This window comes from Kluyvera sp. 142486 (genome assembly GCF_046569695.1).
In the GTDB taxonomy this organism is placed as follows: Bacteria; Pseudomonadota; Gammaproteobacteria; order Enterobacterales; family Enterobacteriaceae; genus Kluyvera.
Window position 1 is genome coordinate 31,669 of the sequence record NZ_JBKHUI010000022.1, and the last position, 15,071, is coordinate 46,739.

At 56.5% G+C, this 15,071-nt stretch carries 12 protein-coding genes; 6 read left to right on the forward strand and 6 right to left on the reverse strand.

The window, feature by feature from the left end:
* Positions 1-3 precede the first annotated feature (3 nt).
* The 4 genes from ACLGE8_RS20195 to btsT form a co-directional block, all read right to left on the reverse strand.
* On the reverse strand, positions 4-549 hold the full coding sequence (locus tag ACLGE8_RS20195) for a YfaZ family outer membrane protein (RefSeq protein WP_411000718.1): 546 nt from the start codon (positions 547-549) through the stop codon (positions 4-6).
* A gap of 444 nt (positions 550-993) precedes the next feature.
* Positions 994-1,947, reverse strand: a complete 954-nt coding sequence (gene yjiA, locus ACLGE8_RS20200; protein WP_411000720.1) for a GTPase — start codon at positions 1,945-1,947, stop codon at positions 994-996.
* Between the two features lie 10 nt (positions 1,948-1,957).
* Positions 1,958-2,161: a YbdD/YjiX family protein gene (locus ACLGE8_RS20205; RefSeq protein ID WP_035893372.1), complete on the reverse strand. Its 204-nt coding sequence runs from the start codon at positions 2,159-2,161 to the stop codon at positions 1,958-1,960.
* A 107-nt stretch (positions 2,162-2,268) separates the two neighbouring features.
* The gene (gene btsT / locus ACLGE8_RS20210; protein WP_411000722.1) at positions 2,269-4,419 is read right to left on the reverse strand and encodes a pyruvate/proton symporter BtsT; all 2,151 of its coding nucleotides are present in this window, start codon (positions 4,417-4,419) and stop codon (positions 2,269-2,271) included.
* 427 nt (positions 4,420-4,846) lie between these two features.
* On the opposite strand from btsT, the gene ACLGE8_RS20215 reads away from it, so the two are divergent.
* Genes ACLGE8_RS20215 through ACLGE8_RS20225 form a run of 3 tightly spaced genes read left to right on the forward strand, consistent with a single transcriptional unit; the run spans position 4,847 to position 9,408 of the window.
* The gene (locus ACLGE8_RS20215) at positions 4,847-6,136 is read left to right on the forward strand and encodes an ABC transporter substrate-binding protein (protein ID WP_411000724.1); all 1,290 of its coding nucleotides are present in this window, start codon (positions 4,847-4,849) and stop codon (positions 6,134-6,136) included.
* A gap of 11 nt (positions 6,137-6,147) precedes the next feature.
* Positions 6,148-7,224 carry a glycoside hydrolase family 105 protein gene (locus ACLGE8_RS20220; protein WP_411000726.1) on the forward strand — a complete coding sequence of 359 codons (1,077 nt, stop codon included), beginning with the start codon at positions 6,148-6,150 and terminating at the stop codon, positions 7,222-7,224.
* Positions 7,225-7,245: 21 nt separating this feature from the next.
* A complete protein-coding gene (locus tag ACLGE8_RS20225; RefSeq protein ID WP_411000728.1) occupies positions 7,246-9,408 on the forward strand; it encodes a glycosyl hydrolase family 28 protein in 2,163 nt (720 codons plus the stop codon).
* Positions 9,409-9,420: 12 nt separating this feature from the next.
* On the opposite strand, the gene ACLGE8_RS20230 is transcribed toward ACLGE8_RS20225, so the two are convergent.
* On the reverse strand, positions 9,421-10,329 hold the full coding sequence (locus ACLGE8_RS20230; RefSeq protein ID WP_185668215.1) for a GntR family transcriptional regulator: 909 nt from the start codon (positions 10,327-10,329) through the stop codon (positions 9,421-9,423).
* Between the two features lie 138 nt (positions 10,330-10,467).
* Between ACLGE8_RS20230 and ACLGE8_RS20235 the strand changes: the two genes are divergently transcribed.
* From ACLGE8_RS20235 to tsr, 3 genes are all read left to right on the forward strand, one after another.
* Positions 10,468-11,511 carry a zinc-binding alcohol dehydrogenase family protein gene (locus ACLGE8_RS20235; protein WP_411000730.1) on the forward strand — a complete coding sequence of 348 codons (1,044 nt, stop codon included), beginning with the start codon at positions 10,468-10,470 and terminating at the stop codon, positions 11,509-11,511.
* Between the two features lie 91 nt (positions 11,512-11,602).
* A complete protein-coding gene (locus tag ACLGE8_RS20240; RefSeq protein WP_411000732.1) occupies positions 11,603-12,613 on the forward strand; it encodes an Ldh family oxidoreductase in 1,011 nt (336 codons plus the stop codon).
* Between the two features lie 218 nt (positions 12,614-12,831).
* A complete protein-coding gene (tsr, locus tag ACLGE8_RS20245; protein WP_411000734.1) occupies positions 12,832-14,499 on the forward strand; it encodes a methyl-accepting chemotaxis protein in 1,668 nt (555 codons plus the stop codon).
* Between the two features lie 27 nt (positions 14,500-14,526).
* Here tsr and ACLGE8_RS20250 read toward each other — a convergent pair whose 3' ends face one another.
* Entirely contained in the window at positions 14,527-15,042 is a 516-nt protein-coding gene (locus ACLGE8_RS20250; protein ID WP_411000736.1) for a GNAT family N-acetyltransferase, read from the reverse strand.
* Positions 15,043-15,071 lie beyond the last annotated feature (29 nt).

A 15,071-nucleotide genomic window follows, 5' to 3' on the forward strand; every position in this document is an offset into this window, starting at 1 on the left:
TTATTAGAAAGTCACGCCGCCGCCCACGTAGGCACCGTCAATCAGCGTGTGACCAGGGCGACCGTCTTTACCGTCAACGCTCACGTGGCGGTAGCCCACTTTCAGCGTTACCGGTTTGATTGGGGTCCAGCTCACGCCGCCGTTGGCTTCAACGTAGTTTTTCACGCTGTTGTTCAGGCCTTCTGGGGCGACATAGCCTTCACCAAATACATTAATGCTGTCGGTCAGCGCCACGCTCACGCCACCGCCGATAGGGAAGGCCACGCCGTTATCGCCTTTTTTCGGCCCGAGGTAGATGGCTTTTGCGCCAGCATTCAGCATGACCGGGCCGACTTCGAGGTTATAACCCGCACCTACGCCGCCGGTCTGCGTACCGTCATCGGTATTTTTCAGCCAGTTGCTTTCTGCATACAGGCCGGAAGAGGATTTGCCCATTTCCAGATTAAGGTTGGTGAAGTTCTTACCTTGCTCAATGCTGCCGCCCATTGCCAGCGCGGAACCGGATACAGCAGTCAGAGCGGAAAGGAGCAGGATATTAAGCTTTTTCATGGTTTATTCCTCGTCATAAAATTAATCTGAGGACACCTTAACAAGTGGATTTTACTTCTGCAAATGTGACTCATGTCGATTTTTAATGCTGGCATTGTAATCACCATGGTCTTTTTTTGTTGCTTGAGTGTTTGTTTTTACCAGCGTCAATGATTAGCGTTTTGATGTTTAGCGGCCGTTTAGTTTTTGGCTAAACGTACCTTGAACAGAGCGGGGGATATTGGTTGGCAGTGAATTAATTGTCTTTCTAATAATTTCCAAAAATGCTCCAATTGTCATGAATAAAAATGGAAATTTACATTTCTACGCATTTAATTACCCCCTCCAGGCGGAGGGAGGGCGTGATTTAAGCTGCTGTTGTAGCCCGGCCAAGCGAAGCGCCGCCGGGAGCGGCTCGGTACTCATCCCGGCGGCGCTTCGCTTGGCCGGGCTACGGAGTATGGGTTATTTTTTCAGGCTGGCGAATGCTGCGCGGATTTCTTCTTCCGGCAGTTGAATACCGATAAACACCAGCGTGCTGTGTTGCGCTTCTTCGCCCCACGGTCTGTCCCAGTCGGCACTGTACAGGCGCTGTACGCCCTGGAACAGCAGGCGGTTCGGTTCGCCGTCAATCCACAGCATCCCTTTGTAGCGCAGCAGTTTGTCGGCGAAGTCCAGCAGCAGGTTCTCCATCACGCGGGAAACGTCGCTGATATCCACCGGGTAGTCCAGTTCGACCACGATAGACGACACGTCGTTTTGCTGGTCGGCCATAAAGTGGAAGCGCGGCTTCGAGGTGACGTTCTCTTCCAGCATAAAGCCGTTGGTGTTGAACAGCAGGCTCAGATCGATATCGCCATGGGTGACGGTGTAAATCGGCGCGCGGGCGTTGATGCGGGTCAGGCGTTCACGCAGCTTCTCGGCTTCACCGGCGACGTCGGTTTTGGTCAGCAGAATGCGGTCGGCGTAGCCCACCTGCGACTGGGCGATGGTGAACTGGTTCATCTGCTCGTCGGCGTGCACCGCGTCAACCAGGGCAATTACGCCGTCCAGCAGGTAGCGTTCGCACAGCACCTCGTGGGAGAAAAAGGTCTGAATGATCGGGCCGGGGTCGGCCATGCCGGTGCATTCGATCACCAGCCGGTCGAAGCTGATGTTGCCTTTGTCGAGGTTATCGAGCAGGTCTAACAGCGCGTCTTCCAGCTCGTTAGAGCGGGTGCAGCAGATGCAGCCGTTGGTCAGGGTTTTGATCTGGGTGGCGCGGTCGCCAATCAGTTGGTCGTCGACGGAGACTTCGCCGAACTCGTTTTCAATCACGGCAATTTTAAAGCCGTGCTGTTCGTTGAGGATGTGGCGCAGCAGGGTGGTTTTGCCCGCGCCGAGGAAACCGGTAAGTAGGATAACTGCAATCGGTGCCATGATGTCTCCTTTAACAGCAGCGCATGCCGCCTTTTCCATCGCCGCCGTAGCGTGCCTGCTGGCGTTCGCGGAAGAACTCTTCGTAGGTCATGTACGGTTTATCCGGATGGTTGGTCTGCATATGTTCGACGTAGTTGTCGTAATCCGGAATGCCAATCAGCATTTTTGCCGCCTGACCGAGATATTTTTTTGCCTGACCTAAGTTACCAAACATTGTCTCATCCCGATAATAGATAAAGCCGGATGGCGGCTAGCGCCTTATCCGGCCTACGATAGCTGAACTTGTAGGCCGGATAAGCGCAGCGCCATCCGGCATCAGGTTTAGTGGTGCGAAGAGGTCTTCACGCCGCCTTCCGGTACCGGCACGTACGGTGTTTCTTTGTCGGTACGTTTATCGCTATTGCGCACCTGCATCCAGGTTTTGAAACCGTAGAAGATGATGCTGTACACCACCACCAGGAACAGAATACTCAGGCCTGCGTTGGTGTAGTTGTTGATAACGATGTGGTTCATGTTGGCAATCTGCTGAGCGGTCAGTTCGCCGCCGGCAGCAATCTTCTCTTTGTACTGGTTAGCCATGTAGAAGAAGCCTTCCATCTGCGGGTTGGAGCTGAACAGCTTCAGGCCCAGCGCCCAGGTGGTGCAGATAAGCAGCCATACTGCTGGGATAGTGGTCACCCAGATGTATTTGGTGCGCTTCATCTTAATCAGGATAACGGTACCCAGTACCAGCGCCACGGCGGCCAGCATCTGGTTAGAGATCCCGAACAGCGGCCACAGGCTCTTCACGCCGCCCAGTGGGTCGACCACGCCTTGATACAGCAGGTAACCCCACAGACCTACGCAGCCCGCCGTAGCGACCACGCCAGCCACCAGAGAGTCGGTTTTCTTCAGGAACGGCACGAAGTTACCGAGCAAATCCTGCAGCATAAAGCGGCCTGCACGGGTACCAGCGTCCAGCGCGGTGAGGATGAACAGCGCTTCGAACAGAATACCGAAGTGGTACCAGAAGCCCATATCGGCCATCGGCAGCACTTTGTGGAACACGTGAGCAATACCGACCGCCAGGGTTGGCGCGCCGCCTGCGCGGTTCAGTACCGACGGTTCGCCGATATCTTTCGCCGTTTGCAGGATCTGCTCAGGGGTGATGACGAAGCCCCAGGAGCTGACGGTTGCCGCCGCGTGGACGGTCACATCTTTCAGCTGTGCCGCAATCAGCGCTGCGTTTTCGCCGCCCATCTCATGCAGGTTTGGCATGGTGATGCCAAGGCCAGCCGGAGGCGTGTTCATCGCGAAGTAGAGGCCCGGTTCGATGATAGACGCCGCAACCAGCGCCATAATCGCCACGAAAGACTCCATCAGCATGGCGCCGTAACCAATCAGACGCGCATCGTTTTCGTTCGCCAGCAGCTTCGGCGTGGTGCCGGAGGAGATCAGCGCGTGGAAGCCAGACACCGCGCCACAGGCGATGGTGATAAACAGGAACGGGAACAGCGCGCCTTTCCACAGTGGGCCGGTGCCGTCGATGTATTGGGTTACGGCTGGCATTTTCAGATCCGGGTTGAGGATCACGATGCCGAGCGCCAGGCCCACGATAACGCCGATTTTCAGGAAGGTGGCGAGGTAGTCGCGCGGTGCCAGAATCAGCCATACCGGCAGCAGGGCAGAGATAAAGGCGTAGCCAATCAGCGCGAAGGTGATGGTGGTGTCTTTAAAGGTCAGCGCCGGGCCCCAGTACGGGTCGTGGGCAATCACGCCGCCGAAGTAGATAGAGGCAACCAGCAGCACGATACCAATCACCGACACTTCGCCGACGCGACCCGGGCGGATAAAGCGCATGTAGATACCCATAAACAGCGCAATCGGCACGGTCGAGCAGACGGTGAACACGCCCCACGGGCTTTCTGCCAGGGCTTTCACCACGATCAGCGCCAGCACCGCCAGGATGATTATCATAATCAGGAAGCAGCCGAACAGGGCAATGGAGCCCGGCACGCGGCCCATCTCTTCTTTGACCATCTCACCCAGCGACGAACCGTTACGGCGCGTGGAGATAAACAGCACCATAAAGTCCTGCACCGCACCCGCGAGCACTACGCCCGCCAGCAGCCAGAGGGTACCCGGCAGGTAGCCCATCTGTGCAGCCAGCACCGGCCCTACCAGCGGGCCCGCACCGGCGATAGCGGCGAAGTGGTGGCCGAACAGCACGTAACGGTTGGTCGGCACGTAGTTCAGGCCATCGTTGTTAATGACCGCCGGCGTTGCGCGCGTGGGGTCGAGTTTCATCACCTTCTGGGCGATGTAGAGGCTGTAGTAGCGATACGCCACCAGATAAACGGAAACCGACGCGACGACGATCCACAGGGCACTAACGTGCTCACCGCGGCGCAGGGCGACGACCGAGAGGCAAAATGCACCGATGATTCCGAGAATCACCCAGGGTATGTGCTTGAATAGCTTTTTCGTATCCATAGTAAAACCTGGTTCTAATAGGATGAATAATCAGCCGAAGCTGCCGTTGTTTTGAGTTTGGGTTTGAGGAGGTATTGACCGTTATGCTGATGACAAGCTTGCCAGAGATACGCGCGCGTAAAGTTGGGTAAATCGGTGAGCGGTTGAAAGCGATGGCTAAGAGGTTATGTGAGGGGGTAAGCGGTTGGCTGCATGCTGAACGGCGGCTAAATATGTGATTGAGATCTCAAGTTTTTTCCTCAGCGTCGTTTCCCTACGACGTACTTCGTATGATTAAAAACCAATTAAAAACACTATTGTCACTTATTGATCACAACTCCGGGTCCTGGTCTGCTCCACATCGCCCGTTTTTTCCGACTATTTGACTCATCTTCGGACGGTGAGCCACGTCGCTCATCGGCCTGTATCCTTAAAAAGGACGAAAACAATGAAAAATATGCGGCTAAAAGTGATGTGTTGCGTGCTGGGCGCGGGAATGTTGTGGCCGATGATGGGTCAGTCCGCGACCGAGTTACGCATGTCGTGGTGGGGCGGTAACCAGCGCCACCAGGCCACGACGGAAGCGATTAAAGCCTTCGAAGCGCAGAACCCCGATGTCAAAATCAATACCGAACCGAGCGGCTGGGATGGTTATTTATCACGCCTGAGCACCCAACTGGCGGGAAATACCGAGCCGGATGTGATGCAAATCAACTGGAACTGGCTGGTGATGTTCTCCAAAAACGGCGACGGTTTTTATGACATCAACCGCCAGGCATCGCTTATCGACCTGACGAAGTTCTCAAGCCAGGGCAAACAGCTGGTGACGGTAAACGGCAAACTTAATGGTGTCCCGGTGGCGATGACCGGGCGCTCAATGTACTACAACCCCGAACTGTGGAAAAAAGCGGGCGTGGCGTATCCACAAACCTGGGAGCAGATGATGGCGGCGGGCCCGGTGTTTAAAAGCAAACTGGGGGACGATTACTATCCGTTTATTCTCGCTAATCACGACACCACCATCATGACGTTCCTGAACTCGTATATGGTGCAGAAATACAACATTTCGATGATTAACCCGCAGACCAAAGCCTTTAACTACAGCCGTGAACAGTGGCTGGAATACTTCGGGCTGTATAAAAAGCTGGTGGATAATCACGTTATCCCGTCCATGAAGTATCTGTCGTCGTTCGGCAAGGCCAATGCCTGGGAAATTAAACCGTGGCTGGAGGGCAAAATTGGCGGCGTACACACCTGGAGCACCGATGGCACCTTTGCGGGGAGCCTGCGCGCGCCCGCGCATCTGGAAGTGGGCCCTTACCCTATGCTGCCCGGCGCCACCGACGCGGGGATCTTCTTCAAGCCAGCAATGATGTTCTCCATCGGCAAAAACAGCCGTCATCCCGAACTGGCGGCGAAGCTTATCAATTTCCTGCTGAACGACCCGCAGGGTATCAAGGCGATGGGGCTACAGCGCGGTGTCCCACTGAGTGCAGAAGCGGTGAAAGTGCTGCAACAGGATGGCGTGCTGGATGGTGGTCATATTCAGGTTCAGGGGCTGGCGCAGGTTGATAAGTTGATGGGCAAAATCGAGCCGTCGCCATGGTTTGAAAACCCGCAGTTGCTGGCCTACTTCCTCGACGCGGTGCAGCGCTTTGATTACGGGCAGCTCACGCTCGAACAGCTGGCCGATGAATTCCCGCAGCGCGCGCAGCGTGTGCTGAAAAAAATCATGTAAATGAGGTGGTTATGTCTCAATTATTGAAAGAGTCCATTCTAAGCAAGCTGGATACGCTGTTTAATGAGCTGATTGTGGTACGCACCAACGATGCCGAGCTTAAAAAACAGAAGGTTATCGCCTCCGATTTGTCGATTGAAAACTGGGACTGGTCGCAGGGCGTTGGGATTTATGGCATCTGGCGGCTGTACCACATCACCCGTGAGCCGCGCTACCTGGCCTACCTCAACGGCTGGTTCTCACGCCGCATGGCAGAAGGTCTGCCGGAAAAGAATATTAACCGCATGGCACCGATGCTGACGGCCACCTGTATGGCGGCGGAATTCGGTGAAACGGCCTGGCGCACGGAAATTGCCGAGTATGCCGACTGGATTGATACGCGCCTGCTGCGCACCCAGGAAAATGGCTTTACCCACTGTACCAGCGACCATTTGAACGAAGAGCAGCTGTGGGTGGATACGCTATTTATGAGTGGCTTATTCCATGCAAAAGCGTCGCTGCTGCTGGATGAACCGCGCTATATGGACGATGTGGCGTACCAGTTTTTACTGCACATCAAGTACCTGATCGACCGCCGTAGCGGGCTGTGGATGCACGGCTGGAGCTTTATCGACCGTAACAACTACGGCGCGGCGCTATGGGGGCGCGGCAATGGTTGGGCCGCTGCGGGCAGCGTGGATTTTCTGGAGATGGTGACGGAAGAGACGGCAAATACCCGTTTTATCCGCGAAGCGTTTGTTCGACAGATGCTGGCGGCGGTGCACTACCAGCACAGCAACGGCATGTGGTCGACGCTTATCGATCACCCTGAAAGCTATGAGGAAGCATCGGGTACCGCCGGGCTGACCTATGCCTTGCTTAAAGGCGCGCGGCTTGGCCTGCTGGATAACCGCTGCCGCGATGCGGGCTGGGCGGGCGTGCAGGCGTTGATGGCACGAATTAATGAACACGGTGAAGTGGCGGATGTGTCCGCCGGAACGTCAGTCGGGCGCGATTTGCAGCACTATCTGGATATTCGCGTGCGTCAGCGCGCCTACGGGCAGTCGCTGGCGATGCTGGCGTTAGGGGAAGCGCTCGCCCATTTATAATCTGAACTTAAGGACAAGGTGATGACCATAAACCCCAGCGTAGTGCTGAGCGTGGAGGAAGAGAGAAAGATTCTGGCGCGTATCCGCGACCCGCAGTTTCCCGCCAGAGAGATAAACGTACGCGACTGCGGCGCGGTCGGCGACGGGACGACGCTGGATACCGATGCTCTTCAGCGAGCGATTTCCCAACTGCATGCGCTGGGCGGCGGCCGCGTAGTGGTGCCCGCCGGGCGCTACCTCACCGGCTCGCTGGAGCTGTTGAGCAACATTGACCTGCATCTGGAAAGCCGCCAGAGCGTGCTGCTGTTTACCACCGACACCACCGAAGCGCACTACCCGCTGGCCTATGGTCACTGGGAGTGCTCGCCCCTGTGGAACTACCGGGCGCTGATCTACGCGCGTCATGCGCAGAACATCGCGTTGACCGGCTGCGGCACGCTGGACGGGCAGGCCAGCGAAAGCGTGTGGTGGCACTGGACTCATCAGATTGAACACGCCTGGTCGACTCACGCGCAAAATTTGCAGCGCCCCGCGAGCCTGCGGCTACGCGAAATGAACCTCAACGGGGTGCCGGTAGCAGAGCGCCGCTTTGGCGACGGCCACTATTTACGCCCGATGTTTATCCAGACGCTGCACTGTCAGAACGTGCTGCTGGCGGGAGTGACGCTGCGTAACTCGCCGATGTGGCAGGTCAACCCGGTCATGTGCAGTAACGTGACGGTACGCGGCATGACGCTACGCTCGCACGGCCACAATAACGACGGCGTGGATCCGGAAAGCTGCTGCGATGTGCTGATTGAAGACAATCTGTTTGATTCCGGTGATGACTGCATTGCCATTAAATCCGGGCGCGATCGCGACGGGCGTGAAGCCAATATTCCCTGCGAAAATATCATCATCCGTAATAACCGTTTTGCCGACGGTCACGGCGGCATTGCGTTGGGCAGTGAAATGAGTGGCGGTATCCGCAACGTTTTTGCCGCGGGCAACGAATTTGACAGCCCGGCGTTAACTTACCCCCTGCGCCTGAAGGCCAACGCGCTGCGCGGTGGGGTGATTGAAAACGTCTGGCTGCGCCACTCTAAGGTGAAGCGGGTGCGCGATGCCGTGGTTCACGCCACCATGAACTATGCCGAAGGGGTCTACGGCAGCTACTTACCGCGCTTTCGCAATATCGTGATTGAGGATCTGGAAGCGAGCGGCGGAGAGTACGGCCTGTTTATTGAAGGGCTGCCGCAGTCGCCGATTGACGGACTGGTGCTGAAGGATATCCGTCTCCACGACGTTGAGAATCCACTGCATGCCGCCCACTGGGGGCGCGGCGTTAAAATGGAAAATGTGGTGATTAACGGGCTCGATTATCCGCGTCCGGTGCAGCTTTTTGTCCGCGGATTGCCGCAGGTAGGGGATTATCTGCGCGCGGTGGCGACGCTACCGGGGAACGATGACGCGGTGCTGCGCTACGACTGGTGGCTGGGCAAAACGGCGGATGGGCCAATGACGCCGCTCGGTGAAGGCGACATTCTGGCGCTGACGCCGACCATGAGCGGGCGTTTTGTTCGCTGCCAGGTACACCATGAGCAGATGAGCCTGCTTGGCAAACCCTGGTTGATTGGGCCGGAGGGCAGCATTCAATTGGCAAGCGGCGAGTCGGTCAACGCGGGCATTCTGCGGGCACGGGGCATTCTCGATAACGACAGCGGCGCGGAGTGCATCACCCGGTTTGAGCTGGCGCAAATGGTGATCCGGCTATGGGGGTTGCAGTATCAACCGTCCTGCGGCCTGGTGATTGACGATCTGGCGGCGGATTCCGTCTGGTATCCGGGCATCGAAGCGCTGATTCAGCGCGGCATGATGGCGCTTGATAAAGGGAAGTTTAACCCGAGCAAACCGATTCGCCGCGAAGAGGCCGCCACGGTTGCCATGATGAGCTGCGGGGTGTCGTATCGCAACGCCTCAACGATGCTGCAATCGACCTTCACCGATGGCCGCCTGCTGCGGGATATTTACCTCACCAACGCCCAGCGCGCCGTGGCTTTTGGTTTTCTGCGCTGTAATCACGAAGGGCGCTTTCACCCTCGGCGCTATCTGCGCCGCCATGAAGCGCTGGAAATGCTGCTGGCGATGAGCCACTTTATCGGCGATCAGGACCGGCCTCAGCGGCAGGTGCAGACGTTGCCGTAGCGGGATTCGGGGTTAACGGCGAGCGGTTTGATCGATCGAACGGATCATCGACTGCTTCGCCGTCATTAAATGGTTACGTAATGCCAGAGTGGCGTCGAGATCGTTTCGGCAGATTAGGGCGATCAGGATCATCATATGTTCGTCGATGGCGATAATATTGCGCTGTTTCAGATCGCTTTCATCCCATTGATAGTGGAAGTGGAAAATAACCGAGATAATTTCTAATGACTGATTGAAAAATATATTATCGGCTGCGGAGAGCAGCAGTGAATGAAAATCACGATCGAGCTGCGAGAATGTTTTGACATTATCGCCAATATTATCACGTAGCTGGCGATGATATTCCAGCAGGGTTTTTGCCCGTAGCCAGTGTGGGTCATTATCGGGCAGGCTTAAAAAACGCTGTAAAGCATGTAACTCTAACATTTCACGTAATTCAAATAGCTGCTCGGCGTAAGCGCGATCGAACTCTTTCATTCGCCATAGGCCACGTTTTTCGCTCACGATAAGATTATAGCGGCCAAACTTCAGTAAATATTCCCGCGCGGCAACTGGACTCACTCCCGCCATTTTTGCCAGCTGAATTTCACTCATCACTTCCCCGGCCTTTAACTGCCGTTGGTTGATCATTGAGAAAAACGCCTGCTCAAAAATCTGCGTCTGCTCCTCAAGCGGTGCCTGGGTGCACTCAAAGCCATCCAGAGCATCAGGCTTACGTATCACGATGTAATCGTTATTGATTTTTTCCAGTACGCCGCGTTGCTGCAGATGCGAAAGAATGTGGCGTACGGTGGTGCGGCTGATGCTGTACATGTCTCCCAGTGAGGACTGCGCCGGTAGCGGCGATGGAATATGGCCCTGGGCGATACCATCAATAATTTGATTGACGACGCTGCGGCGTAAATTTTGCGAACGGCTCATGGTTATCTCCTCCTGTTATTTATTAAAGACGAATTTAAAACATATTTCTGCGCTGATATTCACAAGAATTTATTCCGCTGATGCTGAAACGCTCTGAAATCCACAATAACAACCATAACGAAAACAGGAGACGTCGTAATGGCAATGATGAAAACATGGGTTTGTCAGCAACCGGGTGAATTAACGTGGCAATCAAGAGATATTCCAAAACCACAACAATATGAGGTCTTAATAAAGGTAAAAACGGTGGGTATCTGCGGAACGGATATTCATGCGTGGCGAGGGAAACAACCTTTTTTCAGCTACCCTCGCGTATTAGGACATGAAATTTGTGGGACGATCGTCGCGCTCGGTAGCCAGGCTGGCCATTGGCACGTTGGTCAGCAGATCGCGGTGATCCCCTATGTCTCCTGCCATGAATGTTCTGCGTGCCGGAGCGGGCGCGAGAACTGCTGCGAAAACATTGCGGTGATTGGCGTCCATCGCGATGGTGGGTTCAGCGAATATTTATGCGTGCCTGAGCAAAACATCCTGCTGGCGGAGGGCATTGCGCCCGAAGCGGTTGCGCTGATCGAGCCGTTTGCCATCAGCGCGCATGCGGTTCGCCGCGCGGTGGTGAAGCCCGGTGACGCAGTCCTGGTGGTGGGCGCGGGGCCAATTGGCCTGGGGACGGCGGCCATTGCGGCGGCAGAAGGTGCGCAGGTGGTGATGGTGGATACCAGCCCGGAGCGCCGCGCGCACGTGGCGCGCCAGCTGGCGTTACCGGCCCTCGACCCGCTGGCCGATGACTTCCTCACCCAGCTGCGCGATAGCTTTGGCCGCGACCTCGCGCAGACGGTGATTGATGCCACCGGCAGCGCGCAGTCGATGAATCGCGCGGTGGAGTTGATTCGCCACGGCGGCAGCATTGTGTTTGTCGGCCTGTTTAAAGGCGACCTGCAGTTCTCTGATCCAGAATTCCATAAAAAAGAGACCACGCTGCTGGGCAGCCGCAACGCCACGAAAGCAGACTTTGCGCGAGTGGGGGAGCTGATGCAGCGCGGGCTGCTGCGTGCCGACATGCTGCTGACTCACCGGTTGCACTTTGATGAGTTGGGTAGCACCTATGAACGAGATGTCATCAATAATCCACGGCTGATTAAAGGCGTGATAGAGTTTAGCGAGAACATTGCTGGCGCTTAATAAAATAAATGTGATGTAAATCACTATGTTAACTAAGTAAAACCTGCGCCTCCGTCTACGCTAAAGCCTGTCCGACAATATGGAGAAAAACATGACAACGGTAAACATCGCGCTTAAGGAAGCCTATCAACTGGCCTTCGACGTCCTCAGCTCAAACGGATTTTCAGCCTCACACGCCGACGCTATCGCCCGCAACGTCACCGCGGGTGAACGCGACGGCTGTGCCTCGCACGGCCTGTGGCGCCTGCTGGGGATAGTTGAAACCCTGCGCAAAGGCAAGGTGTCGCCGGATGCGGAACCGACGGTTGTCGATCAGGCGCCCGCTATCGTTAAAGCGGATGCCAACGGGGCGTATTCACTTTGTGCCTATGAAAAGGCGCTGCCGCTGCTGATTGAAAAAGCTCGCCACTGCGGCATTGCGGCGCTGGCGATCAACCATTGCGTGCACTTCTCGGCGCTGTTTGCCGACGTGGAACCGCTGACCGACGTGGGGCTGGTGGGTTACGCCTGTACGCCAAGCCATGCGTGGGTAGCCCCGGCGGGTGGCACCCAACCGCTGTTTGGCACCAACCCGATTGCGTTCGGCTGGCCGCGCGGTGCGAAGCCGCCGTTCATTTTTGATATGGCGACCAGCGCTGCTGCGCGCGGCGAAATTCAGCTACATCAGCGGGCGGGTAAGCCAATTCCAGAAGGCTGGGGGATTGATAGCGACGGCCAGCCAACCACCGACCCGCAGGCGGTACTGGACGGGGCGATGCTCACCTTCGGCGGTCATAAAGGCTCGGCGCTGGCGGCGATGGTGGAACTGTTCGCCGGCCCGCTGATTGGCGATATGACCAGCGCCGAATCACTGGCGTGGGATAACGGTGCGGGCGGCCTGCCGTACGGCGGCGAGTTGATTCTGGCGCTCGACCCTCAGCGTTTCCTGGGGGCGGAGGCCGAGGCGCATCTGGCACGCGCCGAGACACTGTTTAGCGGCATGCAGGCGCAGGGCGCGAGGCTGCCGGGTGAGCGGCGTTATTTGGCACGTGAGCAAAGTGAGAAACAGGGGCTGGATGTTTCTCGTGGCCTGTACGACGAGATTTGCGCACTGCGCGGATAGGAGCACCCCCGGCGGCGCTGCGCTTGGCCGGGCTACGGGGCCTGTCAATTTGCACCAATCGGTTCCCTCGCCCCTATGGGGAGAGGGCAAGGGTGAGGGGAACAGGCCAACTCGGTGATGCAAAATCGCGCCGTTACCGCGTATTAATAGTCACAATTTCTATAAAGTTTTGTCTTTTCCCGCCGAAAACTCGTTATTCGTCTGGAGGAAAGAGAAACATGTTAAAACGTATAAAGATCGTCACCAGCCTCGTGCTGGTTTTGGTGTTGTTTGGCCTGTTACAGCTGGCGTCAGGGGGACTGTTCTTTAACTCTTTGAAGCATGACAAAGAGAACTTCACTATTCTGCAAACCGTGCGTCAGCAGCAGTCTGGGCTGAATGGGAGCTGGGTTGCTCTGCTGCAAACCCGCAATACCCTGAACCGTGCTGGGATCCGTTACATGATGGATCAGAACAATATCGGCAGCGGCGCCACCGTTGCCGAGCTGATGCAGATTGCCACCAAATCACTGGCAGATGCGGAAAAACGCTGGGCAGAGTATGAAGCGATGCCGCGTGACCCGCGTCAGAGCGAAGCCGCGGCGCTGGAAATTAAGCGTAACTACGATATCTACCACGGCGCGCTGTCCGAGCTTATCCAGTTGCTGGGCGCAGGTAAAATCAACGACTTCTTCGACCAGCCGACCCAGGGTTATCAGGACGGCTTTGAGAAGGCATACGTCAACTATCTGCAGCAAAATGACAGCCTGTACGACCTGGCGGTCAACGACAGCAATGCCTCCTACACGCAGGCCATGTGGATCCTGTTTAGCGTGATGATCGCCGTTCTGGCGGTGATCATCTCCGTCTGGCTGGGAGTGCGCAAAACGCTTATTGAACCACTGAATCGTTTAATCGACAGTATTCGCCACATTGCGGGCGGTGACCTGGTTAAACGCATCGACGTGGAAAGCGACAACGAAATGGGCGAGCTGGCACATTCTCTGCGCCATATGCAGGGTGAACTGGCGCGTACCGTGGGCGAAGTTCGTCAGGGGGCCCACGCTATTTACAGCGGCGCGAGCGAAATCGCGATGGGCAACAACGACCTCTCTTCACGTACCGAGCAGCAGGCGGCTTCTCTGGAAGAGACGGCGGCGAGTATGGAAGAGCTGACGGCGACCGTGAAGCAGAACGCCGAAAACGCCCGTCAGGCAAGTCATCTGGCGCTGAGTGCATCGGAAACCGCGCAGAAGGGCGGTAAAGTCGTGGATAACGTGGTGCAGACCATGCGCGACATCACCGCCAGTTCGCAGAAAATCGCCGACATTATCAGCGTGATTGACGGTATTGCCTTCCAGACCAACATTCTGGCGCTGAACGCCGCAGTGGAAGCCGCACGTGCCGGTGAGCAGGGGCGTGGTTTTGCGGTGGTCGCGGGTGAAGTTCGCAACCTGGCGCAGCGCAGCGCCCAGGCGGCACGGGAAATTAAGAGCCTGATTGAAGACTCAGTAAACCGCGTCGACCTCGGTTCCACGCTGGTAGAAAGCGCGGGCGAAACCATGGATGAAATCGTGAATGCGGTGACCCGCGTAACCGATATCATGGGTGAAATTGCTTCCGCATCGGATGAGCAGAGCCGGGGTATCGACCAGGTTGGCCTGGCGGTATCGGAAATGGACCGTGTTACCCAGCAGAACGCCTCGCTGGTGGAAGAGTCTGCGGCAGCTGCTGCGGCGCTGGAAGAGCAGGCCAGCCGACTGACGCAGGCGGTGGCCGTGTTCCGCATCCAGCAGGGCCAGGCAAGCACCGCGCGCGAACCGGTCAGCGTGGCCACTGCGCCAGCGCCGGGTACGCTGCGTAAAGCGGCGGCAACCGACACCGGGGAAAACTGGGAAACCTTCTGATACGACATGCGCCTCTGTCCGGGCGCACTAGTTCAGCATCAGGCGCATGGCGCAGCGTGATTCATACGCCATGCCGTGCGCCACTTCCTGTGCCAGTTTTTGCCGTAGCGCAGTGCTCAACGACGTTTCCGGTAGCATTTCGAATCCCATTCGGGCATACCACGGTGCGTTCCAGGGTACATCCCGAAAGGTGGTGAGCGTCAATTCGCTAAAGCAATGCTGTGAAGCCCACGCTTGCATATAGGCCATCAGTTTGCGGCCTAACCCTTTTCCTTGCCATGCGCTATGCAGTGAAATTTCGACGATAAATAGCGATTTTCCCTGTGCTGCTGCTAGCAGAAAGCCCACTGGCCTGTAATCTGCCAGCGCTACCCAGCTCATTCCCCGACGAACGAACTGTTGGTGACTTTCCAGCGAAATGGCTGGGCCATCGGCAATCCAGGCTAACTCAGGAATATCTCGAAAACGCTGCCCTGCGCCCTGCTCAATGGCGGGTAGAAGGGCGGTATCGGCAATAGTGGTCGGGCGAACGGAGAAGATCATCGGCGATTTTTTCTTGTTTTTCCCGGCAG